The sequence below is a fragment of the Acidocella sp. genome (assembly GCF_027352905.1).
Lineage (GTDB): Bacteria > Pseudomonadota > Alphaproteobacteria > Acetobacterales > Acetobacteraceae > Acidocella.
The window spans coordinates 1-20,930 of sequence record NZ_DAIEIF010000023.1 but is presented as its reverse complement, the minus strand read 5'-3'; the positions used below and the strand labels follow the sequence as shown (position 1 = coordinate 20,930).

The following is a 20,930-nucleotide window of genomic DNA, read 5'->3' as shown; positions in this document are numbered from 1 at the left end:
ATGCCGAAGCGCTTGAGCGCCGCCGCCACCCGCGCCGCCAGGGCGCGGTCCGGCGTGATGAGCGCCGCGCTCTGCCCCGGCACCTCCAGCGCGTCGCGCAGCGCCATGGCGATGGCGATGGCGTTCTGCGCCTCATCGCCGGTCTCCAGACGGGACATACCGTCGAGCTCCAGGGCGGTGGGATGCTGCCAATGCTCCAGCGCCGCCGCGGGCAACAGAGCGCGCGAGAGCAGGGCGGCCCGCCCCGCCGGCACCGCCCCGGCCTGGGCAGGCAGCGCCTCCACCTCCTCCCGCCGCGCGCCGATATCGGCGAGCAGGCGGGCGATGCCGCCCTGGGCGTGCGAATCCTCCACCGCCTCCCAGCCGGCGTCGCCGAGATGGGGGTCGAAGCCAGGCAGGATCAGCCGCCCGCGCGGCAGAGCCGCCACCACCCCCGCCATGCGGGCGATGGCGGGGGTGCCCTCGGCGGCGACCATCCACACCGGCCCCGCCGGCGGCGCCGCCGCCCAGGCGCTCGCCTGCGCCTCGATCAACCGCGCCAGACGCCTGGCCGGATTCATCATCCCCTCCGCTTCGAGGATCGCTGGCCAGGCATGGGTGACGATGTTGAGAAATGCGAGCGTGTGCTGCCAATGCGTGGCGAAATCCTCCGGTGCCAGCCCGGGCAAAGCCTCGGCCAGATCCACCCCGGCATGGTCGGCCTCATCCAGCAGGCTGGCGAGTTCGGCCGCCAGCGTCCAGGCCGCGGGCAGGCGTTGGGGCGCGCCGCTTTCCTCCGGCTTCCGCATGATCAGCCGGGCGAGCAGGGCCTGCCGCCGCGCCGGGGCGATGGCGGGGGGCAGCGAGATGCCGGCGGTGAGCAGCAGACCGGCCTCGTCGATATTGCCGAGGGCGATAATGCGCGGAAGCAAAAGCGCCCGCCCGCCATTGGCGGCGAGAAACGCCGCCGCCAGCGCCTGGGCGGCGCGGCGGCTGGGCAGGATGATTAGCCCCTCCGGCGCCGCCGTCTCGGCGAGCCAGAGCCGCGCCAGGGCGGGTAGAAACGCCGCCTCGGGCGGAAAGGCGCCCAGGCGCAAATGGCGCGGCGCCTCAGCCGCCATCGCCGAGCCTCCTCAAATCGCCGCTGATGCGGGCTTCCCGCCCGGCCCCGGCCAAGAAAAGGCGCACCCGCCACGCCTCGGGCGGGGCCAGCGCCCCCAGCCGCTCCGGCCATTCCACCAGCACGATGCCCGCCTGCGCCTCGTCCCAGCCGAGTTCGGGCAGCGCCGCCGGGCCGTCGAGCCGCCAAAGATCATAATGCCAGATCATCACCCCGCCCGGCGTCTCGTAACCCTGCACCAGGGTGAAGCTGGGGCTGGGCACGGGCAGGCGGGCATCGCCCATCAGCGCCCGGATGAAGGCGCGGGCCAGGCTGGACTTGCCCGCGCCGAGCGGGCCTTCCAGCAGAAACACATCTCCCGGCCGGGCGATGCCCGCCAGCCGCTCTCCCAGCCTCTCCGTCTCCGACTCGTCGCGCAGCAAGATCCGCATGCCATGTTTTGAAGCGGGACGCTTGATCGCGAAAGGGGGGCGGGGCAAAGCAGGGTTCCATGGAACGGATTTCCGCCGATGTGGCGATCATAGGCGCCGGCCCCGCGGGCATGTTCGCGGTGTTCGAATGCGGTATGCTGCAACTCTCCTGCGTGCTGGTGGATACGCTGGGCGAGCTGGGCGGCCAATGCGTGGCGCTCTATCCTGAGAAGCCGATCTACGACATACCCGCCCATCCGGCCATCGAGGCGGCGGCCTTGATCGCCCGGCTGGAGGAGCAGATCGCTCCTTTCGGCTGCGCCCGGCTGCTGGGCCGCCAGGTTACCGGGCTGGCTGGCGGATCAGGGGATTTCACGCTCACCACCAGCGCCGGAGACGAGATCGAGGCCAAGGCGGTGATCCTGGCGGCGGGGGCGGGGGCCTTCGGCCCCAACCGGCCGCCTCTCGCCGGGCTGGAAGCCTATGAGGCATCGGGCGCGGTGCGCTATTATGTCCGGCGGCGCGAGGATTTGCGCGGCCAGCGGGTGGTCATCGCCGGGGGCGGGGATTCGGCGGTGGATTGGGCGCTGGCCCTGCAAGGCATCGCCGCCAGCGTCGCCGTCGTGCATCGCCGGCCTAAGTTCCGCGCCGCCCCGGAGAGCGCGGCCCGGCTGGACGCGCTGGCGGCGGAGGGGCGCGTGGAGATGGTGATTCCCTACCAGCTTCATGCCCTCCACGGCGCCGCGGGCGTGCTGACGGCGGTGGAGGTCGCCGATCTCGACGGCCAGACCCGCCGCCTGCCCGCCGATGTGCTGCTGCCCTTCTTCGGCCTCGCCATGGAGCTGGGGCCCATCACGGAATGGGGGCTGGAGCTGGCCCAGCACCGCGTCAGCGTCGATCCGGCGACGATGCAGACCTCCCGGCCCGGCCTATTCGCCATCGGCGACATCGCCGCCTATCCCGGCAAGCTGAAGCTCATCCTCCAGGGCTTCGCCGAGGGGGCGGTGGCGGCCCATGCCATTTATGGCGTCGTCAACCCCGGCAAGGCCCTGCATTTCGAATATTCCACCACCAAGGGCGTTCCATAAATCAATCCCGGGCGGCGCTGCGGCGCGAAGCCTCCCCGCCAAACGGGACCGCCCTTTCGGCGGCCACCGCCGCCCCCCAGAATCCCAGCCCGCCCAGCGCCAGGGCGCAGCCGACCCAGCCGATGGAAGGCAGGCTGCACCCGGCCCCGATGGCCAGCCCGGCCAAGGCCGGGCCTAGCGCGTTGGCGGTGTTCATGGCGCTGTGGTTGAGCGCCGCCGCCAGGGTCTGCGCCTTGCCGGCCACGCGCATCAGCTGCGCCTGCAAGGGCGAGCCCAGCCCGCCGGCGCTGCCGATGAGAAAGGCCGCCACCGCCATGCTCCAGACATGGGCGGTCATGAAAGGGTACAGCGCCATGGAGGCCGCCCCCCAGACCAGCACCCCCGCGATGGTGGGCAGCAGGGCCTTGTCGGCGAAGCGGGCGGCCAGGAGATTGCCCAGCGTCATGCCCAGGCCAAAAATGGCCAGCACGACAGGCTGCATGTAGGGCGGCGCCCCGGTGACTTGCAGCAGGGTGGAGGCGAGATAGGTGTAGATGGCGAAAATCCCGCCAAACCCGACCGCGCCGATGCCAAGCGTCAGCCAGACGCGGTGGTTGCCCAGGGCGTGCAGTTCCGCCAGCGGGTCGCGGGCGTGCAGCGCGTCTTCCCGCGGCGGCACCAGCGCATAGACCAGCCCCGCCGTGGCCGCCGCCAGCAGGCCCACCAGGGCGAAGGCCCAGCGCCAGTTGAAGACCTGGCCGATCTCATTGGCCAGCGGCACGCCGAGGATGGTGGCGATCGTCAGGCCGATCAGCACGCTGGCGATGGCCTGCGTCCTCTTGGCGGGCGAGACCAGCCCCGCCGCCACCAGCCCGGCCACGCCGAAATAGGCGCCGTGCGGCAAGCCGGCGATGAAGCGGAACGCCATCATCCAGCCGAAATCAGGGGCGAGGGCGCTGAGCAGATTTCCCGCCGCGAAAAACAGCATCAGCCCGATGAGCACGGTGCGCCGGGCCAGCCGCGCCGTGGCGACAGCCAGAATCGGCGCCCCCACCACCACCCCGAGCGCATAGGCGCTGATGACCTGCCCCGCGCGCTCGATGCCGATGTGAAGCCCTTGCGAAAAATATGGCACCAGGCCCATCGTGCCGAATTCGGTGGTGCCGATGGCGAAACCGCCCATGGAAAGCGCGAACAGCGCCAGCCCGGTATGACCCCCGCCTGCCGTTTTGATGTTCATAGCCGAAAAATCACCCGAAAGACGCGCTGCATGTGATTGTGCGGCGCAGCAAGGTCAAGCCCTGGATATTAATTGGCGGGAGCGCCCCGCCAGCGCGCAGGCCAGCGCCACCCCGGCGAGGCCGAGGGAAAAGCCCGCCGGTCCGGCCAGGGACATCAGGACGCCGAGCAAGGGCGGCCCGGCGATGCCGCCCAGCGTGTAGACCACCATGGAAAGGGACATGGCGCTCGCCAGACCCAGCCCCGAATGACGCGTGGCCAGGAACACGATGCCCAGCGTGAACAGCCCGCCCTGCGCCACGCCCCACAAGGCGAGGCAGGGCCACACCCCCCGTCCAAACCCCAGAAGCAGCCCCAGCGGCAGCGCGATCATCGCCAGCACGGTGCCATGGTGCAGCCGCTGGCGGTCGAGATGATCGGCGAGCGCGCCGATGAGCAGCGCGCCGAAGGCCACCCCCGCCTGCACGATGACGACGAGCAGGGCCGAGAGATGAACCGATAGCCCGCGCGAGAGGCCGAAAAGCGGCAGCAGGGAAAGGTTGCAGGCCTCGGTGAAGCCGACCAGAAAAATGCCGATGAAGGCGGCGGGGTCACCACGCAGGATGTCCCGCCGCCGGGCGGCCTGGCCGCCGGGCTGGGTAACCTGGGGTGGCTCCCGCCCCGTCAGGCTCATCATCAGCGTGGCGGCGGCGGTAATGCCGGCGGCGGCGAAAAAGGGCGCCCGCCCCGTGCTGCCGGAGGCCGCGAGCACGCCTGGCCCTACCGCCATCGAGCCGCTGAGGATCAGCTCATAAAGCCCGGTGAGCCGCCCGCGCAGATGGGCGGGGAAGCTGCCATTCATCCAGGTATCCAGCCCGGCCCAGCGCAAAGCCAGCGCCGCGCCGAGGAGAAGGCAGAGCAGGCTCCAGATCCGCACGTCGCGCGTCAGCGCGAAGCCGAGGAAAATGAAAACCGAGGCGGAGAGGCCGCAAAGCACCATGCGTTGCAGGCCGATGCGGCGGATGATGGCCGGGATGAAGCCCGACATGGCGAGCAGCCCCGCCCAGGGCAGGCCGGAGATGAGGCCGACCCAGGCATCCGGCACGCCCTCGCCGCGCAAGGCGACGGAGAGAAGGGGCAGGAACATCCAGAACGCGCCCGCGCCCAGGAACGCCGCGCTGACGGCGATCATGATCCGCCAGGGCATCACGCGGCCAAGGCCTGCGCGCGCACCAGCCGGGCGAAGGCGCCATTGCGCGCCAGCAGGGCCTCGTGCGTGCCGGTCTCCACGGCGCGGCCATCCGCCATCACCACGATCTGGTCCGCATCCCGCACGGTGGAGAGGCGGTGGGCAACGACGATGGTGGTGCGACCCTGGCGCAGCCGGGCCAGCGCCGTCTGCACCAGCGCCTCGCTCTCGGTGTCCAGCGCGCTCGTCGCCTCGTCCAGCAGCAGGATGCGCGGGTTGCGCAAAATGGCCCGGGCGATGGCGACACGCTGGCGTTGGCCGCCGGACAGGCGCTGGCCATTGACGCCGACGCGGGTGGCGAGGCCCTCCGGCATGTCATGGACGAAGCCGCAGGCGGCGGCCTCGGCGGCGGCGGCGATCTCGTCCTCCGTCGCCTCCGGGCGGCCCAGGCGGATATTGGCGCTGATCGTGTCGTCGAAGAGCAGCGCCTCCTGGCTGACATAGGCGATGGCGGCGCGCAGGGAGCGCAGCGTGACCCGGGAGATGTCAGCGCCGTCGATGAGAATGCGCCCCGCATCCGGCACGTAAAGCCGGGGAAGGAGGGCGAGGGCGGTGGATTTGCCCGCGCCGGAACTGCCGACCAGGGCGAGCATGCTCCCCGGCTCGGCGCGGAAGCTGAGATCCTTCAGCCCCGGCCGGCCATCGGGGTAGGAAAAGGCGACATGCTCGAAGACCACCTCGCCCGGGCCAGGAGGCAGCGGCGCCGCGCCGGGCGCGTCGGCGATGGAGGGCGGCTCGTCCACCACGGCGAAGACGCGGGCGAGTCCGGCCAGGCCCTCCTGGAGGGCGGCGTTCATGGTGCCGAGCGCGCGCAAGGGCCGGGCGGCGATGAGCAGCGCCGAGACGAAGCCCATGAAATTGCCCACACCGGCCCCGCCAGTGGCGTTGCGCCAACCCTCCAGCCCGATCACCCCGGCCACGGCCAGCCCGGCCAGCACCTCCAGCATCGGGTCCAGCCGGGCGCGCACCCGGGTCATGCGCAGCAGCGCCTGATAGAGCTGGGCGAAGGTCTTGTCGGCGCGCTCGCGCTCACGCGCCTCCAGCCCGTAGGCGCGCACGGTGCGCGCCTGGGCGAAGCTTTCGTTCAGCATGGCGGCGGCCTGGCCGATCTGTTCCTGCATGCCGCCCGAGGCCCGGCGCATGCGCTTGCCGATCCGCTGCACCGGAATCACCGCCAGCGGATAGATCAGCGCGGCGATGAGGCTGAGCTTCCAGTCGATGGTGATCATCGTCACCACCAGCCCCACCACCGTTGCCGCGTCGGCCACGGCGTTGACGGCGCGGGTCATCGCCTCGCGGATCACCGTCGCGTCCGTGGTGAAGCGGGCGGCGAGCTGGGCGGGAGCCTCGCGCTCCACCCGCGCCAGGGTGGCGGTGGTGAGATGGGCGAACATCGCCGTTTGCAGCCGGCGGATGATCAGCAGCACCATGTCCTGGGTCAGCACCGCCTGGGCATACATCGAGACCCCCTTGATGGAGGTGACGACGAGGACAAGCACCGGCACCTGATAGAGGATGCGCGGGTCCTTGCGGGCGAACATGGTGAAAGCCCAGTCGATCAGCACCGGGTAAAGCGCCGTTGCGCCGGACATGACCAGCGTGGCGAGGATGATGAGCGCGATGCGGCCGCGATAATGCCGGACATGCTCGCGCCAGAGCCGGCGGATCAGATAAGGCGTCGAGGCGGTGGCGGCGGTCATGGCGCAGCGTTAAGCACAGTTTGGGAGGGAACAGAAATGCGCTAGAGACCCGGCCATGGACACCATCTTCAAGGGCGATCTTTCCACCCCGCGCGGCCGGCGCAACGCCTGGGTGGACGCGCTCTTCGTGGATCACGCCATCTTCCGCCTGTTCTGGACCAATTTCGCCGTCGTGGCGCCGGGCCGGCTCTACCGCTCCAACCACCCCACCCCCGGCAATCTGCGCGCCTTCGCCCGCAAGGCGGGCATCAGGAGCGTGATCAATCTGCGCGGGCAGGCGAAAAACGGCTCGGACGCGCTCTCTCGCGAGGAGGCGCGGCGCCTCGGGCTGGATTTCTATGACATGGCGATGGAATCGCGCGGGCCGCCGCACAAGGCGCGGATTCTCCGCCTGGCGGAGATCTTCGCCACCATGCGCGCGCCAGCGCTGATCCATTGCAAATCCGGGGCGGACCGCGCCGGGCTGGCGGCAGGGCTCTATATCCTCATCCAGGGCGGCGGCGCGGCGGCGGCGATGCGGCAGTTATCGCTGCGCCACGGCCATCTCCGCCACTCCAAAACCGGGGTGCTGGACGCGTTTTTCCGGCTCTACCAGCAGACGGGGGAAGGGCGGAAACCGTTTCTGGACTGGGTGCGCGAGGATTATGATGAAAACGAGCTGCGCCAGGCCTTCCGGGCCGGACGCGTGGCGGAATTCATCAACGGCAAGCTTTTGCGGCGGGAGTAATAATAATTATTTATTATTAGTGACACGCCAGTTGCGTACAGCGTCGATTAGTATCCAAACGTTATTAGACATTATTAAAGGCAAAAAACTATCAATTACGGGATCAGGTAGATCCCACCAGCGAATATCTTCTAATGCTTCTATGGTTTTCTGATCAAAACGATATTTAACAATGCGAGCCGGCACCCCAGCCGCAATGGCATAAGCAGGTATATTTTTTGTCACAACACTTTCTGCAGCTATGACAGCTCCGTTCCCTATCGTTACGCCAGACATTATAAATGCGTTTGACCCGATCCAAACATCATTGCCTATGATTATATTGCCTTTAGACACATGATCTTGAACATTAGGAACTGAAGGCCAAAAATTGGCTAACGCTTTAAAAGGATATGTTGTAACCAAATCAGTCTTGTGGTCGGACATGCCAAATCTTATCCCGCCAGCGAAAGAACAAAATCGGCCTATTTTAACTTTTGTCGCGGGTGTTGGATCAATAAGGGCTGGCTTACCATAGCTATGATCCCCGATCTCCCACCCATGTTTTACGATTTGGTCTAAAAAATGATCTTTTGTGCCAGGACGTCGAGGCCAACATGCCTCGTTCGTTTCTTTAATAAAAAGGGCTATCTTATCGTTGGCAATGTTTTTGCCGGACAATTCCAAGCCGTCCTCTTCTCCGGCTGTTACGAGGAAATGCGAGGTGGGTTGTCGATCCTTATTCATTAACGTTAAAGTATCATCCTCTAATTTCCATAATTTTTCGTTGGGATGATCATACCGTCCGATTGTACCATCCGAGAGAAATCTAAGAAAATGGGTTACAGGTGCCTTGTTCTTATGGCCAAAAGTCCAATAACGCGAAATTAGATATTCTTCAGATAATTTTTTTATAGTATTTCTCTCTAATAGGAGCGACGCAGTAATAGATTACATAAAATCATAAGGCTTTAAATATAGTCGATAAATTAGTCCGCGTGCGGCGCGGGGAGGGCGGCCTTGGCTTTCTTAAGCCGGTCGTTCTCCACCACCGTCTGGATGCCCCCGGCCGCCTCTTGCGTCGCCGCCGCGGCGACATCGCCCCAATAAGGCTGGACATCGCCCGGGTTGAGGGCGTGGATCTGCGTCACCTGCCCGACGATGCGGTCATTGGTATCGCGCACCACCCAGTCCAGCTCCACCTGGATCTGCCCCTGGGGCGCGGGGCTGCTCTTCACCGTGCCGGTGACGGTGAAATCCGCCTTGCTCCGGTCGGTGACGACTTGCAGATCCGGGCTGGGCAGCGCCCGCGCGAGATCGGCGGGCAGCGATGTATTCCCATCGCCCGGCGCGCCGGCGACGGTGCCGATGAAGATGCGCGGCGTGCGGTTGGCTAGGGATTGCGGGTTGCTCTGCTGGATGGTGGCGTTGACCCGCGTCATCAGCTGGGCGAGCGCCGGCGCGTCCCGCTTGGCGATGCCGGCGAGAACCGGGGAGCCGCCCTCGGCCCAGCCCTGCGCCGGCACGGGCGCGGTGGTTATCTTCCCATAGCTTTTGCCGTCGGGGCCGAGCACCTCATAGGCCGGGACGATCTCATCGCCGGTAAGCGCGGCGGTCACCCGCAACCGCCAATTATGTTTCGGCGGCGCGCCCGCCACGCTCGGCACATCGTAATTTGCCAGGGCGGCGGCGAGATCCTGCGCGAAGACCGGGGCGGTATCGTCGCCCAGCAGCGCCCCGGTGGGGGGCGGCACGTAGAGCACCGGCGGGGGCGGCACCGCCAGCCGCGCCGCCTCCGGGCCGGGATTGCCATGAAAAGGCTGGGGCAAGGTGCCGCACCCCGCCAGCAGCAGGGCGGCGGCCAGGGAAAAATGTTTCACGCGCATATGAGGGCGATCTGATGCCCTGTCGCGGGCTCCCCGCGCAAGGTCTTGCGGCGGTAGGAGAAGAAATTCGCCTCGTCGGCGCAGGTGTCGTGGGGCAGGATGTCCGCCTCGATGCCGAGGCGGCCCAGGCGGCTCGCGCAATAGCCCGGCAAATCGAACCAGTAATGGCCGGGCCGGGCCGGGGCGAAGAAGCTGGCGGCCTCCGCGTCCTCCCCCGCCACTTGCGCGCGCATATCCTCGCCCACCTCGTAGCTCGCCTGATGGATGCAAGGGCCGATCGCCGCCGCGATCTGCCGCGCCCCCAGCCGCCGCAGCGCCGTCACCGCCGCCTCCAGCACACCGGCGGCCGCCCCGCGCCAGCCCGCATGCGCCGCGCCGACGGCCCCGTTATCGGCGGCGAGCAGCACCGGGGCGCAATCGGCGGTGATGATGCCGAGGGCGAGGCCGGGCTGGGCGGTGACCAACGCATCCGCCACCGGGCCCTCGCCCTCGGCCCAGGGGGCGGTGACGGTGACGACCTCGGCCCCGTGCACTTGTTTGAGCCCCAGCAGCGCCGCCGCGGGCAGGCCCAGCGCCGCCACCGCCCGCGCCCGGTTTTCCCGCACCCGCGCCGGATCATCCGCGGAGAAACCGCAATTCAGGCTGGCGAAGGGGCCGGTGGAGACACCGCCCTGGCGGGTGAAGAAACCGTGCCGGGCGGGCAGGGCGGCGGCGAGAAAGGCGGTCATGCGAATCCTGGCAGAGGCGGCAGATGCGCCGGACAAACCGCCAGCACCTTGAACAGGCTGCCCATGGCTTCCGGCGCCGTCAAGCGCTGCACGGCGAGGCGCAGATCCAGCGCCCGGGCGGGATGGCGCTGCGCCAGCTGATCGCTGCGCTGATAGAGGCCGAGCGCGGTGAGAAAAGCGTTCTGCTTCACCGGCCCCTGGGCGGGCACGGCCCGCCTGATGGCGGCGAAATCCACATGGGCGGTGATATCCGCCTCGCCCGGATGCGTCAGCGGATCGGCGTATCGCCCGGCGCGGATGGCCTGCACGCTCTCGCCCGCGGCGCTTTCCGCCGGCCCGTAATCGATGAACAGGCCGATGCCGCCGCGCGCCGCCAACTGGCGGCAAAAGGCGAGTGCCGCCTCGTTCACCTCCCGCACGCTGCCGGGCGGATCGTCGGGCAGGGGGTAGTCCGCCGGCAATTCCACATAGGCGCCCTGGGCGACATGGCGTTCCATCCAGCCCGTTTCGCGGCGGATGAACTGGCGCACCGGCAGCGCGTCGAGAAACTCATTGGCGAGCAGGATGAGCGGCCCGGGCGGGATGGTGGCGAGACCCTCATGCCAGACCGCGCCCGGCACCCGCCGCGCCTGCTCGGCCCGCAGGGCGGGCGAGGTCTCGATGAAATGCACGCGGGGCGCGGGCCATGCCCGCAGCGCATCCGCTATCAGCACGCCGCGCCCCGGCCCGGCCTCGGCCAGGAGGATATTCTCCGGCGCGCCCAGCATCTGCCAGACGATCCTGGCCCAGGCGCCCAGCAATTCACCGAAGACCTGGGTGATCTCCGGCGCGGTGGCGAAATCCCGCCCGAAGCGCCCGCTTGCGTAATAGGCCGCGTTGGCCCGCGCCATGAAATGGTCGAAACGCTCGGGCTCAGGCGGCGGCACGCCGGGACCACAGCGCGTAGAGGATGAGCCCCAGCCCGGCGAGGACCATGGGGATGGAGAGCAGCTGGCCCATCGTGGTGCCGAAGGGCAGGAAGCCGAGAAACGGGTCCGGCTCGCGGAAACATTCGCCGATGATGCGCGCGATGCCATAGCCCGTGAGGAAGATGCCGGTCAGCAGCCCGGACCGCGCCCTGATGGAATGCGACCGGGCGCAGGCGAGCATGACGCAAAACAGCACGACGCCTTCCAGGCTCGCCTCGATCAGCTCCGAGGGGTAGCGGGGCAGCTGGTAGGGGTCGGCGGGGTAGACCATGGCGAGGGGAAAACCGGGCGGCGCGGCCCGGCCCCATAATTCGCCATTGATGAAATTGGCGCAGCGGCCGAGAAAGAGGCCGATCGGCACCGCCACGGCGATGCGATCGGCAAAGCGCAGCGGATGGAGGCCGTATTTACGGCAGAATAACAGGATGGCGGCGGTGACGCCGAGAAACCCGCCATGAAAACTCATCCCGCCATCCCACACGGCGGGAATGGCGAGGGGGTGGGTGAGAAAATAAAGCGGCTGATAGAACAGCACATAGCCCGCGCGCCCGCCCAGAATCACGCCGAGCACGGCCCAGGTGAGGAAATCATCCACCAGCGGGCCGCTGGCCGCGACGGGTTGGCGCGCGGCCATGCGCCGCACCAGCCGCCAGCCGAGCAGCAGGCCGATGATATAGGCCAGGGCGTAATAATGGATGAAAACCGGGCCGAGATGAAAGCCGCGCGGAAAGACCGGCAGGATGATGGGATGGCTCATCGGTAGGGATCGGCCTGGCGGAGATAGGTCTGGACATAGGCGGCCACCCCATCCTCCAGCGTCGTGAAGCGGTGGCTGAAGCCCAGGGCGCGCAGCCGGTCCATCCGCGCCTCGGTGAAGGATTGGTATTGGCCGCGCAGCGCGGCGGGCATGTCGATGAAGGTGATCCGCTCCGGCACGCCATTGGCGGCGCAGACCGCGCGGGCGAGCTCGGCGTAAGAGCGCGCCGTGCCGGTGCCGAGATTGAAGATTCCGCCGACCTCGTGCGCCGCGAGCAGGAATTTCAGCGCCGCCACGACATCGTCGATGTAGATGAAGTCGCGTTTCTGCGCGCCATCCGCCAGGCCGGGGGTGGTGGATTTGAACAGCCGGGCCGGGCCGCCCGCCATGACCTCGTCATGCTTGACCTTCACCACCGAGATCATGCCGCCTTTATGGTATTCGTTCGGCCCGTAGACATTGAAGAATTTCAACCCGGCCCAATGGGGCGGGTTATGGGCGCGCTCGGCCACCTGGCGCGCCACCCAGAGGTCGAAGGCGTGCTTGCTCCAGCCATAGAGGTTGAGCGGGCGCAGGCTTTGCAAGGCGGGCAGGGACATGTCGTCGTCGAACCCGGCCTCGCCATTGCCATAGGTGGCGGCGGAGGAGGCGTAGATGAAGCGCACCCGCCGCTCCGCGCACCACCGCCAGAGTTTCTGGCTCAGGGTGACATTGGTGTGCCAGACCAGATCCGCATCCGTGGCGGTGGTCTCAGAGATGGCGCCGAGATGAACGATGGCGGTGATCCGCACGTCGCGGTCGAGAAACTCGGCGAGTTGCCCGGGCGCCACGATCTGCGCGGGGGGGTGATGCTGGAGGTTGCGCCATTTCTGGCCCTCATGGCCGAGCCAGTCGGCAATGGCGACCTCCGCCCCGTCAGCGGTGAGCGCCGCCTGCAGGTTGGAGCCGATGAATCCCGCGCCGCCCGTGACCAATATCATGCGGCGCGTTATATGGAGAGAAACGGCAACAGAGAAGGGGCACAGACATGAGCGGCCGGGCGAAATTCTTTGACGATCTCGCCGGGGTGGCGGGCGGCGCCGTCTCGGCCATCGCCGGGCTGCGCGAGGAGATCAGCGCCCTGGCGCGGGCGCGGGTGGAGGAGATGGTGCGCCGGCTCGATCTGGTGCCCCGCGAGGAATTCGAGGCGATGGCGGAGCTGGCCCGGCGGGCCCGCGCCCAGGCGGAGGCGCTGGAGCGCCGCGTCGCGGCGCTGGAGGAGGAACTGAAATCCGCCAAGCCTTGAGATGATGGCGGATTATCAGGGGTTCATCGCAACGCATCTCGCCCCCGGGCGTTCCGCCCTGGTGCCGGAGATCCGCCTTTACCTCGCCACGGAGCTGACGCCGCTCTGGCAGGCCACCGAGGCGTTCCTGGAGCAGCACAACATCGCCCCGCCCTATTGGGCCTTCGCCTGGCCGGGCTCGGAGGCTCTGGCCCGGTATGTCACCGATCATCCCGGCCTGGTGCGCGGCCGGCGGGTGCTGGATTTCGCCGCGGGGGGCGGGCTGGCGGGCATCGCCGCGGCGCGGGCCGGGGCCGCCCATGTGGCGGCGGCGGAGATCGACCCGGCGGCGGTGGCGGCGATCAGCCTCAATGCCGGGCTGAACCGGGTGGAGATCGCCGCCCGCGCCGGGGATGTGGTGGGGGAGGAGGGGGATTGGGAGGTGCTGATCGCGGGCGATATCTGCTACGAGGCGGGGATGAGCGCGCGCATCATCCCCTGGCTGCGGCGGCAGGCGAGACGCAGTATCGTGCTTCTCGCCGATCCCGGGCGGAAATACATTCCCGCCGCGCCGGGAGAAAAACTCGCCGAATACCAGGTGCCGACCAGCCTGGAATTGGAAGACCGGCGCGAGCGGATCGTCGCCATCTACCGCGTGGCGGCATGAATAACGGGCGGGGCTGGGCGGGGCGCGGCTCCGTTGACCGTGCTGCTGGCGGGGACTAAGCAGCTTTAACCTGACGGCTGCAACGACCTGAAAGAAAGGTTCCCATGAAGGATGTCCGCGAAGCCCTGATGATTGGGCGCAATTCCGAGGGCAAGCTTGTCCGCCGGCCGCTTTCTCCCTTTATGCTCGGCGATGCCTACCGCTTCCAGATATCGTCGCTGACCTCCATCCTCCACCGGATCACGGGCGCGGCGCTGGGCGCCGGCACTATTTTGCTGGCGCTGTGGCTGGTCTGCGCCGTCTCCGGCGATGAAGCCTTCTCCATCATCCAGGCGTTTTTCGCCTCCTGGGTCGGGCTGGCGCTGCTGTTTTTGTTCACGCTCGCGCTGTTTTACCATTTCTGTAACGGGCTGCGCCACCTGGCCTGGGATGCGGGCAAGGGGTTCGACCTGCCCACGATGCACCGCACCGGCACGCTGGTCTTTGTGGGCGCCATCGTGCTCACGGCGGTTTTCTGGGTCATAGCTTTTCTGGTGTGGTGATCGACATGAACGCTGAAGACAAGAACCTGTCCATCAAGATCCGCCGCAGCCAGCTTGGCCGGGCGCGCGGCCTCGGCTCCGCCAAATCCGGCATCGGGCAGTGGTGGGTCCAGCGCATGACGGCTGTGGCCCTGGTGCCGCTCTCGCTCTATTTCGTCGTCTCGGTCATCCTTTTGCTCGGCGCTGATCAGGCGCGCATGGCGGCCTATATGGCCGAGCCCTGGAACGCCGCCTTGTTCCTCGCGCTCATCGCCATGCTTTTCTACCACCTCGCCCTCGGCGTGCAGGTGATCCTGGAGGATTACGTGCCCAGCGAGGCCACGCGGCTGATGCTGATGCTGGTGGCCAAGGGTGTCATTCTCTTCCTGGCGCTGATCTCCGCCGCCTCCGTGCTCAAACTCGCTTTCTCCTGAACGAGGGCCAATCATGAATGCGATTTCCAAACCCTCCTTCGGCGCCTATCGCGTCATCGACCACACCTATGACGTGGTGGTGGTGGGCGCGGGCGGCTCCGGCCTGCGCTCCACGCTCGGCATGGGCGCCGCCGGGCTGAAAACGGCCTGCATCACCAAGGTGTTTCCCACCCGCTCCCATACGGTGGCGGCCCAAGGCGGCATCGGCGCCGCCCTCGGCAATATGGGCGAGGATGACTGGCGCTGGCATATGTACGACACCGTCAAGGGCTCGGACTGGCTGGGCGATCAGGACGCCATCGAGTTCATGTGCCGCGAGGCGGTGCCGGCCATCTACGAGCTGGAGCATTTCGGCGTGCCCTTCTCCCGCACCGAGGAGGGCAAGATTTATCAGCGCCCCTTCGGCGGCCATATGAAATATTACGGCAAGGAGCCCGCCCAGCGGGCCTGCGCCGCCGCCGACCGCACCGGCCACGCCATATTGCACACGCTCTACCAGCAGAGCCTCAAGCACGAGGTGGAGTTCTTCGTCGAGTATTTCGCCCTTGATCTCATCATGGATGAGGAGGGCGCCTGCCGGGGCGTGATGGCCTGGTGCCTGGAGGATGGTACCATCCACCGCTTCCGCGCCCAGATGGTGGTCCTAGCCACGGGCGGCTATGGCCGCGCCTATCTCTCCTGCACCTCCGCCCATACCTGCACGGGCGATGGCGGCGGCCTCGTCATCCGCGCCGGGCTGCCGGTGCAGGATATGGAGTTCGTCCAGTTTCATCCCACCGGCATTTTTCCGGCGGGCTGCCTGATCACCGAGGGCGCGCGCGGCGAGGGCGGCTACCTCACCAACTCCGAGGGTGAGCGCTTCATGGAACGCTACGCCCCCACCGCCAAGGACCTCGCCTCGCGCGATGTCGTCTCCCGCTCGATGACCATCGAGATCAATGAGGGGCGTGGCGTCGGCCCTCATAAGGACCATATCCTACTGCATCTTGAGCATCTGGGCGCGGATATCCTGCACGAGCGCCTGCCCGGCATTTCCGAGACGGCGCGGGTTTTTGCCGGGGTGGACGTGACCAAGGAGCCGATTCCGGTGCTGCCGACCGTGCATTACAACATGGGCGGCATCCCCACCAATTATCATGCCGAGGTGCTGCGGCCCACGCCGGACAATCCGGACGCGGTGGTGCCGGGCCTGATGGCGGTGGGGGAGGCGGCTTGCGTCTCTGTGCATGGCGCCAACCGGCTCGGCACCAACTCCCTGCTCGATCTCGTGGTGTTCGGGCGCGCCGCCGCGCATCGCGCCGCCCAGATCATCACGCCCGGCGCCTCGCAGCCCAATTTGCCCGCCGGGGCGGGCGAGGCGTCGCTGGCGCGGTTCGACAAGACCCGCCATGCCAAGGGCGGCACCAAGGTGGCGGCGCTGCGCGACCAGATGCAGCGGACCATGCAAAGCCACGCGGCGGTGTTCCGCAATTCCAAATCCCTCAGTGAGGGTGTCCAGAAAATGCAGGCGCTTTGGGCCGGGCTGGACGATATCAACGTGACCGACCAGTCTCTCATCTGGAATTCCGACCTCATGGAGGCGCTGGAATTGCAGAACCTCATGGGCAACGCGGTGGCGACGATGGTAGGCGCGGAAGCCCGCAAGGAGAGCCGCGGCGCCCAGGCGCATGACGACTACCCTGAGCGCGACGATGTGAACTGGTTGAAACACACGGTGGCCTGGGTCTCGGATAAGGGCGAGGTCAAGCTCACCTACCGTCCGGTGAAGATGCAGACCCTCACCAACGAGGTTTCCGTGTTCCCGCCGCAAAAGCGCGTTTATTAAGGGAAGGTGGCTGATATGGCTCAATTTTCACTTCCGCAGAATTCCAAGGTCGGCGAGGGCCAGACCCACAAGGCCGCGCCCGGCGCCAAGCGCGTGAAGGCGTTCAAGGTCTATCGCTGGAACCCGGATGACGGGCAGAACCCGGTGATGGACACGTTCGAGATCGATCTCGACAAATGCGGGCCGATGGTGCTCGACGCGATCATCAAGATCAAGAATGAGATCGACAGCTCGCTCACCTTCCGCCGCTCCTGCCGCGAGGGCATTTGCGGTTCCTGCGCCATGAATATCGACGGCACCAACACGCTCGCCTGCCTCAAGCCCATCGCGGAGATCGAGGGGGATGTGCGCATCCACCCGCTGCCGCATATGCCGGTGGTGAAGGATCTGGTGCCCGATCTCTCTATGCCCTACGCGCAGCTGCGCTCCATCGAACCCTGGCTGCAAGCCGAGACGCCGCCCCCGCCCGATGCCGAGCGGCTGCAAAGCCGGGAGGAGCGGGCCGAGCTGGATGGGCTGTGGGAATGCATTCTCTGCTTCTGCTGTTCGACCGCCTGCCCCAGCTATTGGTGGAATGGCGACCGTTATCTCGGCCCGGCGGTGCTGCTCCAGGCCTATCGCTGGATCGCCGATTCGCGGGACGAGGCAACCGGCAAGAGGCTGGACGCGCTTGAGGACCCTTTCAAGCTCTATCGCTGTCACACGATCATGAATTGCACCCAGACCTGCCCGAAGAGCCTCAACCCGGCCCAGGCGATCGGCCGGATCAGGCAGTTGATGCTCGAACGCCTGGGTTAGAGCAATAAGGCTTCAAATCAACCGATTGAAATTGCGAGTTAAACAAGATTAGAGTGTTTTCATTTGATAAAAAAACACTCTAATCCAGGGCCGCGAAGGCGGAGGAGCGGCCAAAGGCCTCGGTCACGAAATCGATGAAGGCCTGCACCTTCATCGGTACGTGCCGGCCTGCCTGATAGACCACGCGGACCGGCAGGTCTGGAATTTTATATTCGGGCAGCAATTTCACCAGCCGGCCCCGGGCCAGCGCCTCCGCCACGAGATATTCGGGCAGCAGGATCACGCCCTGGCCCAGCAGAACGGAGGTCAACAGCGCCACCGTGCTGTTGGTGCGCAGCGTCCCGCTCACTTTATAATGGCGGGTTTCGCCGTCAGGGCCGGTAAGGTCCCAGACATCCGTCAGCGGCCCGCCAATATGCAGCAGGCAATTATGAGACGCCAAATCCGCCGGGGTGCGCAGCGGGCCGTGCGCCTCCAGATATTCCGGGCTGGCGTAGATGCCGTTTTCGAGCCGGTTCAACAGCCGGGTTTTGGCGCTGGAATCCGGGAGATCGCCAATGGCGATGGCGGCGTCGAAATTTTCCTCCACCACATCCACGAACCGGTCCATCAACGTGAGGTCGATCGTCACATGCGGGTAGAGCTCGGTGAAGCGGGGCAGCCGGGAGGCCAGCGGCCCGCCGCCGAAGGAAAGCGGCGCGCTGATGCGCAGCACGCCGCGGGGCACGCCCCGCCACCGCCCCGCCATGGATTCGAGGTCGTGAAACTGGTTGAGCAGGTCCGCGCAGCGTTCATAAACCTCATGGCCGATCTCGGTGAGGGAGACATGGCGGGTCGTGCGGTTGAACAGCCGGACATCGAGCCATTCCTCCAGCAGCCGCACATGCTTGCTGACGATGGTGGCGGACACATGCAGCTGCCGCGCCGCCTCGGTGAAGCTGCCCGTCTGCGCGACCTTAACGAAAGCGGTGATTTCGGCGAGACGATCCATGAGAAATTAAGAACATTCAGTTCATAGTGTGTGGTTAATTTTTGTCATTATCGCCGGCGGGGTCCCGGCCTATCTAGGCTCCATGAGGATGGCGCCCCGGCGACACTTCAGAATTATATCTCATCGAAAGGGTAATACAATGCGTTTTCTTGCATCAGCCGCGTTTATCGCCGCGCTCGCCGGGGTGACACCCGCAATGGCGGCCTGCAATCAGCTCGTTTGCCGCGCTCCCGCCGTCCACGTCAATACCAACGGGGTGGAGAGCCAGGCCCAGCTCGCCAATCAGCTGCGCCAGCAAGGTTATAGCGAGATCCAGATGAGCCCCTACGCGCCGACCGCGATCAATCCGCGCCCGGAGCTGATGACACCGACCTCCGCCCCGGCGCAAACCCCCGTCCATAACGGCTGGAACGGCACCGCCAGCAAGGATGGCAGCGTCGTTGACATTTACGCCAATTAAGCGAATTCGGCGCGATCCGTAAGGACATAAACCGGCCTGGCTGAGCATAGCCGGGCCGGTTTGCTGTGTTGCGTCCCGAACGGGTTGAATTGCCGCCGAAATTAAGCCATATCGCCCGCGCCCGCATGGTGCGGGCAAATTCACACGCGGGGGCCTGTCCGGGCGGCAGCCTGTAAGGTCCGGTGCCTTCTAGAAAGGTGCTCCCCCGCGGAGGATCAACCGGATGAGATAGGAGAGAATTGCCGATGGCACTTCCAGAGGTTTCCCTACGCCAGTTGCTTGAGGCGGGCGTGCATTTTGGCCACAACACGCGCCGCTGGAATCCGCGCATGGCGCCGTATCTGTATGGCGTGCGCAACCATGTCCACATCATCGATCTGCGGCAAACCGTCCCGCTGATGGAGCGGGCGTTGAAGGCGATCCGCGATGTCACCGCGGCTGGCGGGCGCGTGCTTTTCGTCGGCACCAAGCGGGCTGCCGCCGAAATCGTGGCCGACGCGGCCCAGCGCTGCGGCCAGTATTATGTCAACCATCGCTGGCTGGGCGGCACCCTCACCAATTGGAAAACCATCACCGGCTCCATCAAACGCCTGCGCCAGATGGATGACATGCTGGCGGGCGAGACCCAGGGCTACTCCAAAAAAGAGATCCTGAATTTCACCCGCGACCGCGAGAAATTGCAGCGCGCTCTGGGCGGCATCAAGGATATGGGCGGCCTGCCCGACATCCTTTTCGTCATCGACACCAACAAAGAGAAGCTGGCGATCGAGGAGGCCAACAAGCTCGGCATCCCGGTCGTCGCCATTCTCGATTCCAATTCCGACCCGGAGGGCGTCACCTACCCGATTCCGGGCAATGACGACGCGATCCGCGCCATCACCCTGTATTGCGATCTGGTTGCCGGGGCGGTGCTGGACGGCATCTCCGCCGAACTCGGCGCCTCGGGCGTTGATCTCGGCGCCGCCGCCGAGCCGGTGCTGGATGGGGTGCCGGCGGAGGCGCAAGCCTGAGTCCCGCCGGGCGCCCCGCGCGTCCGGGCCGGATTTTATTCAAGAACGCGCGGGGGCGGTCAGCCCTCGCGCGAACATATTTCAAGGAGCGAACACATGGCCGAAATTACCGCTGCCCTGGTGAAAGACCTGCGCGAGACCACCGGCGCTGGCATGATGGATTGCAAGAAGGCGTTGATTGAGACCGACGGTGACAAGGAAGCCGCGATCGACTGGCTGCGCAAGAAGGGCCTGTCCGCCGCCGCCAAGAAATCTGGCCGCGTGGCCGCCGAAGGCCTGGTTGGCGTGGCGCTGGCGCCCGGCAAGGCCGCCATGGTCGAGATCAATGCCGAGACCGACTTCGTGGCCCGTAACGAGGCATTCCAGAACTTCGTTGAGACCGTCGCCCAGGTCGCGCTGACCACCGGCGAGGATGTCGAGGCGCTGAAGGCCGCGGCCTATCCCGGCACCGGCCGCACCGTCGCGGAAGAGGCTGTGCACATGGTCGCCACCATCGGCGAGAACATGAATGTCCGCCGCGTGGCTGTTATCAACGTGCCGGGCGGCACCGCCGCCGCCTATATTCATGGCGCGCTGAAGCCGGGCCTGGGCAAGATCGGCGTGATCGTCGGCCTGGAAGGCAACGCCAACGAGGCGTTGGAGACGCTGGGCCGCCAGATTGGCATGCATGTCGCCGCCACCCGCCCGGATGCGCTGTCCGTCACCGAAGTCGACCCCGCCGCGCTGGAGCGCGAGAAGAATGTGCTCTCCGAGCAGGCTCGCGCCTCCGGCAAGCCCGAAGCCATCATCGAGAAGATGGTCGAAGGCCGTGTGAAGAAGTACTACGAGGATGTGGTGCTGCTGGAGCAGGTCTGGGTGCATGACGGCGAGAGCAAGGTGAAGGACGTGGTGAAGAAGGCTGGCGCCAATCTGAGCCGTTTCGTGCGCTTTACGCTCGGCGAAGGCATCGAGAAGGAAGTCTCTGATTTCGCGGCTGAAGTTGCGGCGGCTGCCGGGGTTTAATCCTCTACGCCTTTGCGCTACCCATGGGGCGGTCCGGGCATTTTGCTTGGCACCGCCCTTCCTATAAGGACGTCACATGACCAGCACCCCCCAATATAAGCGCGTTCTGCTGAAGGTTTCCGGCGAGGCCCTGATGGGCAAGCGCGATTACGGGCTTGATACTGACATGG

22 protein-coding genes and 2 pseudogenes are annotated in these 20,930 nt (G+C 66.4%); 12 read left to right on the top strand and 12 right to left on the bottom strand.

Translation table 11 applies throughout. The annotated features are described in order from the left end of the window. Positions 1-1,100 (bottom strand): annotated as a pseudogene (locus M7H45_RS03580) (double-strand break repair protein AddB); the annotation flags it as partial. Beyond that, entirely contained in the window at positions 1,090-1,530 is a 441-nt protein-coding gene (gene tsaE / locus M7H45_RS03575) for a tRNA (adenosine(37)-N6)-threonylcarbamoyltransferase complex ATPase subunit type 1 TsaE (protein ID WP_298214773.1), read from the bottom strand. The gene tsaE and the pseudogene M7H45_RS03580, both read right to left, overlap by 11 nt. Positions 1,531-1,589: 59 nt before the next feature. Here tsaE and M7H45_RS03570 point away from each other — a divergent pair, with 59 nt between their 5' ends. Continuing rightward, entirely contained in the window at positions 1,590-2,597 is a 1,008-nt protein-coding gene (locus tag M7H45_RS03570) for an NAD(P)/FAD-dependent oxidoreductase (protein ID WP_298214771.1), read from the top strand. 1 nt (position 2,598) lies between these two features. Here M7H45_RS03570 and M7H45_RS03565 read toward each other — a convergent pair whose 3' ends face one another. Genes M7H45_RS03565 through M7H45_RS03555 form a run of 3 tightly spaced genes read right to left on the bottom strand, consistent with a single transcriptional unit; the run spans position 2,599 to position 6,743 of the window. Continuing rightward, on the bottom strand, positions 2,599-3,816 hold the full coding sequence (locus M7H45_RS03565; RefSeq protein WP_298214769.1) for an MFS transporter: 1,218 nt from the start codon (positions 3,814-3,816) through the stop codon (positions 2,599-2,601). Between the two features lie 54 nt (positions 3,817-3,870). After that, entirely contained in the window at positions 3,871-4,986 is a 1,116-nt protein-coding gene (locus M7H45_RS03560; protein WP_298214767.1) for an MFS transporter, read from the bottom strand. Positions 4,987-5,000: 14 nt separating this feature from the next. Further along, positions 5,001-6,743 (bottom strand): ABC transporter ATP-binding protein, encoded by a 1,743-nt coding sequence (locus M7H45_RS03555; RefSeq protein WP_298214765.1) that lies wholly within the window; start codon positions 6,741-6,743, stop codon positions 5,001-5,003. A gap of 64 nt (positions 6,744-6,807) precedes the next feature. On the opposite strand from M7H45_RS03555, the gene M7H45_RS03550 reads away from it, so the two are divergent. Continuing rightward, entirely contained in the window at positions 6,808-7,470 is a 663-nt protein-coding gene (locus tag M7H45_RS03550; RefSeq protein WP_298214779.1) for a tyrosine-protein phosphatase, read from the top strand. Positions 7,471-7,476: 6 nt separating this feature from the next. Here the strand turns inward: M7H45_RS03550 and M7H45_RS03545 are convergent, their stop codons facing one another. The 6 genes from M7H45_RS03545 to rfaD form a co-directional block, all read right to left on the bottom strand. Further along, complete coding sequence (locus M7H45_RS03545; RefSeq protein ID WP_298214763.1) at positions 7,477-8,136, bottom strand: CatB-related O-acetyltransferase; 660 nt, start codon at positions 8,134-8,136, stop codon at positions 7,477-7,479. Positions 8,137-8,438: 302 nt separating this feature from the next. Further along, the gene (locus tag M7H45_RS03540) at positions 8,439-9,335 is read right to left on the bottom strand and encodes a hypothetical protein (protein ID WP_298214761.1); all 897 of its coding nucleotides are present in this window, start codon (positions 9,333-9,335) and stop codon (positions 8,439-8,441) included. Then, a complete protein-coding gene (gene pgeF, locus M7H45_RS03535) occupies positions 9,326-10,063 on the bottom strand; it encodes a peptidoglycan editing factor PgeF (protein ID WP_298214759.1) in 738 nt (245 codons plus the stop codon). Before pgeF ends, M7H45_RS03540 begins: the two co-directional genes overlap by 10 nt. Then, positions 10,060-10,953, bottom strand: coding sequence for a class I SAM-dependent methyltransferase (locus M7H45_RS03530; protein ID WP_298214777.1), 894 nt, complete (start codon positions 10,951-10,953; stop codon positions 10,060-10,062). Before M7H45_RS03530 ends, pgeF begins: the two co-directional genes overlap by 4 nt. Before the next feature lie 22 nt (positions 10,954-10,975). Continuing rightward, positions 10,976-11,788 carry a prolipoprotein diacylglyceryl transferase gene (gene lgt / locus M7H45_RS03525; protein ID WP_298214758.1) on the bottom strand — a complete coding sequence of 271 codons (813 nt, stop codon included), beginning with the start codon at positions 11,786-11,788 and terminating at the stop codon, positions 10,976-10,978. Next, a complete protein-coding gene (gene rfaD / locus M7H45_RS03520) occupies positions 11,785-12,768 on the bottom strand; it encodes an ADP-glyceromanno-heptose 6-epimerase (RefSeq protein WP_298214757.1) in 984 nt (327 codons plus the stop codon). Before rfaD ends, lgt begins: the two co-directional genes overlap by 4 nt. A 47-nt stretch (positions 12,769-12,815) precedes the next feature. Between rfaD and M7H45_RS03515 the strand changes: the two genes are divergently transcribed. From M7H45_RS03515 to M7H45_RS03490, 6 genes are all read left to right on the top strand, one after another. Beyond that, entirely contained in the window at positions 12,816-13,073 is a 258-nt protein-coding gene (locus tag M7H45_RS03515) for an accessory factor UbiK family protein (RefSeq protein WP_298214756.1), read from the top strand. Position 13,074: 1 nt separating this feature from the next. Further along, positions 13,075-13,719, top strand: a complete 645-nt coding sequence (locus tag M7H45_RS03510; RefSeq protein ID WP_366145507.1) for a 50S ribosomal protein L11 methyltransferase — start codon at positions 13,075-13,077, stop codon at positions 13,717-13,719. Positions 13,720-13,823: 104 nt separating this feature from the next. Beyond that, entirely contained in the window at positions 13,824-14,261 is a 438-nt protein-coding gene (sdhC, locus tag M7H45_RS03505; protein ID WP_298214754.1) for a succinate dehydrogenase, cytochrome b556 subunit, read from the top strand. A gap of 5 nt (positions 14,262-14,266) precedes the next feature. Then, positions 14,267-14,674: a succinate dehydrogenase, hydrophobic membrane anchor protein gene (sdhD, locus tag M7H45_RS03500; protein WP_298214753.1), complete on the top strand. Its 408-nt coding sequence runs from the start codon at positions 14,267-14,269 to the stop codon at positions 14,672-14,674. Positions 14,675-14,687: 13 nt separating this feature from the next. Further along, a complete protein-coding gene (gene sdhA / locus M7H45_RS03495) occupies positions 14,688-16,499 on the top strand; it encodes a succinate dehydrogenase flavoprotein subunit (protein WP_298214752.1) in 1,812 nt (603 codons plus the stop codon). Between the two features lie 15 nt (positions 16,500-16,514). Next, the gene (locus M7H45_RS03490; RefSeq protein WP_298214751.1) at positions 16,515-17,297 is read left to right on the top strand and encodes a succinate dehydrogenase iron-sulfur subunit; all 783 of its coding nucleotides are present in this window, start codon (positions 16,515-16,517) and stop codon (positions 17,295-17,297) included. Between the two features lie 79 nt (positions 17,298-17,376). Here M7H45_RS03490 and M7H45_RS03485 read toward each other — a convergent pair whose 3' ends face one another. Continuing rightward, positions 17,377-18,288 (bottom strand): LysR family transcriptional regulator, encoded by a 912-nt coding sequence (locus M7H45_RS03485; protein ID WP_298214750.1) that lies wholly within the window; start codon positions 18,286-18,288, stop codon positions 17,377-17,379. Positions 18,289-18,427: 139 nt separating this feature from the next. Here M7H45_RS03485 and M7H45_RS03480 point away from each other — a divergent pair, with 139 nt between their 5' ends. The 4 genes and pseudogenes from M7H45_RS03480 to pyrH all read left to right on the top strand — a co-directional run. After that, complete coding sequence (locus M7H45_RS03480; protein WP_298214749.1) at positions 18,428-18,748, top strand: hypothetical protein; 321 nt, start codon at positions 18,428-18,430, stop codon at positions 18,746-18,748. Between the two features lie 245 nt (positions 18,749-18,993). Further along, positions 18,994-19,758 carry a 30S ribosomal protein S2 gene (rpsB, locus tag M7H45_RS03475; RefSeq protein WP_298214747.1) on the top strand — a complete coding sequence of 255 codons (765 nt, stop codon included), beginning with the start codon at positions 18,994-18,996 and terminating at the stop codon, positions 19,756-19,758. Positions 19,759-19,854: 96 nt separating this feature from the next. After that, the gene (gene tsf, locus M7H45_RS03470; RefSeq protein WP_298214746.1) at positions 19,855-20,760 is read left to right on the top strand and encodes a translation elongation factor Ts; all 906 of its coding nucleotides are present in this window, start codon (positions 19,855-19,857) and stop codon (positions 20,758-20,760) included. A 76-nt stretch (positions 20,761-20,836) separates the two neighbouring features. Further along, a pseudogene (pyrH, locus tag M7H45_RS03465) lies at positions 20,837-20,930 on the top strand (UMP kinase); the annotation flags it as partial.

Coding starts and splice junctions, on each gene's coding strand:
- rpsB (WP_298214747.1), top strand. CDS start 18,994: ATGGCACTTCCAGAGGTTTCCCTACGCCAGTTGCTTGAGGCGGGCGTG.
- sdhC (WP_298214754.1), top strand. CDS start 13,824: ATGAAGGATGTCCGCGAAGCCCTGATGATTGGGCGCAATTCCGAGGGC.
- M7H45_RS03540 (WP_298214761.1), bottom strand. CDS start 9,335: ATGCGCGTGAAACATTTTTCCCTGGCCGCCGCCCTGCTGCTGGCGGGG.
- M7H45_RS03555 (WP_298214765.1), bottom strand. CDS start 6,743: ATGACCGCCGCCACCGCCTCGACGCCTTATCTGATCCGCCGGCTCTGG.
- lgt (WP_298214758.1), bottom strand. CDS start 11,788: ATGAGCCATCCCATCATCCTGCCGGTCTTTCCGCGCGGCTTTCATCTC.
- M7H45_RS03560 (WP_298214767.1), bottom strand. CDS start 4,986: ATGATCGCCGTCAGCGCGGCGTTCCTGGGCGCGGGCGCGTTCTGGATG.
- M7H45_RS03530 (WP_298214777.1), bottom strand. CDS start 10,953: ATGGCGCGGGCCAACGCGGCCTATTACGCAAGCGGGCGCTTCGGGCGG.
- M7H45_RS03480 (WP_298214749.1), top strand. CDS start 18,428: ATGCGTTTTCTTGCATCAGCCGCGTTTATCGCCGCGCTCGCCGGGGTG.
- sdhD (WP_298214753.1), top strand. CDS start 14,267: ATGAACGCTGAAGACAAGAACCTGTCCATCAAGATCCGCCGCAGCCAG.
- M7H45_RS03485 (WP_298214750.1), bottom strand. CDS start 18,288: ATGGATCGTCTCGCCGAAATCACCGCTTTCGTTAAGGTCGCGCAGACG.
- M7H45_RS03570 (WP_298214771.1), top strand. CDS start 1,590: ATGGAACGGATTTCCGCCGATGTGGCGATCATAGGCGCCGGCCCCGCG.
- M7H45_RS03490 (WP_298214751.1), top strand. CDS start 16,515: ATGGCTCAATTTTCACTTCCGCAGAATTCCAAGGTCGGCGAGGGCCAG.
- M7H45_RS03510 (WP_366145507.1), top strand. CDS start 13,075: ATGATGGCGGATTATCAGGGGTTCATCGCAACGCATCTCGCCCCCGGG.
- M7H45_RS03565 (WP_298214769.1), bottom strand. CDS start 3,816: ATGAACATCAAAACGGCAGGCGGGGGTCATACCGGGCTGGCGCTGTTC.
- tsaE (WP_298214773.1), bottom strand. CDS start 1,530: ATGCGGATCTTGCTGCGCGACGAGTCGGAGACGGAGAGGCTGGGAGAG.
- pgeF (WP_298214759.1), bottom strand. CDS start 10,063: ATGACCGCCTTTCTCGCCGCCGCCCTGCCCGCCCGGCACGGTTTCTTC.
- sdhA (WP_298214752.1), top strand. CDS start 14,688: ATGAATGCGATTTCCAAACCCTCCTTCGGCGCCTATCGCGTCATCGAC.
- M7H45_RS03515 (WP_298214756.1), top strand. CDS start 12,816: ATGAGCGGCCGGGCGAAATTCTTTGACGATCTCGCCGGGGTGGCGGGC.
- tsf (WP_298214746.1), top strand. CDS start 19,855: ATGGCCGAAATTACCGCTGCCCTGGTGAAAGACCTGCGCGAGACCACC.
- rfaD (WP_298214757.1), bottom strand. CDS start 12,768: ATGATATTGGTCACGGGCGGCGCGGGATTCATCGGCTCCAACCTGCAG.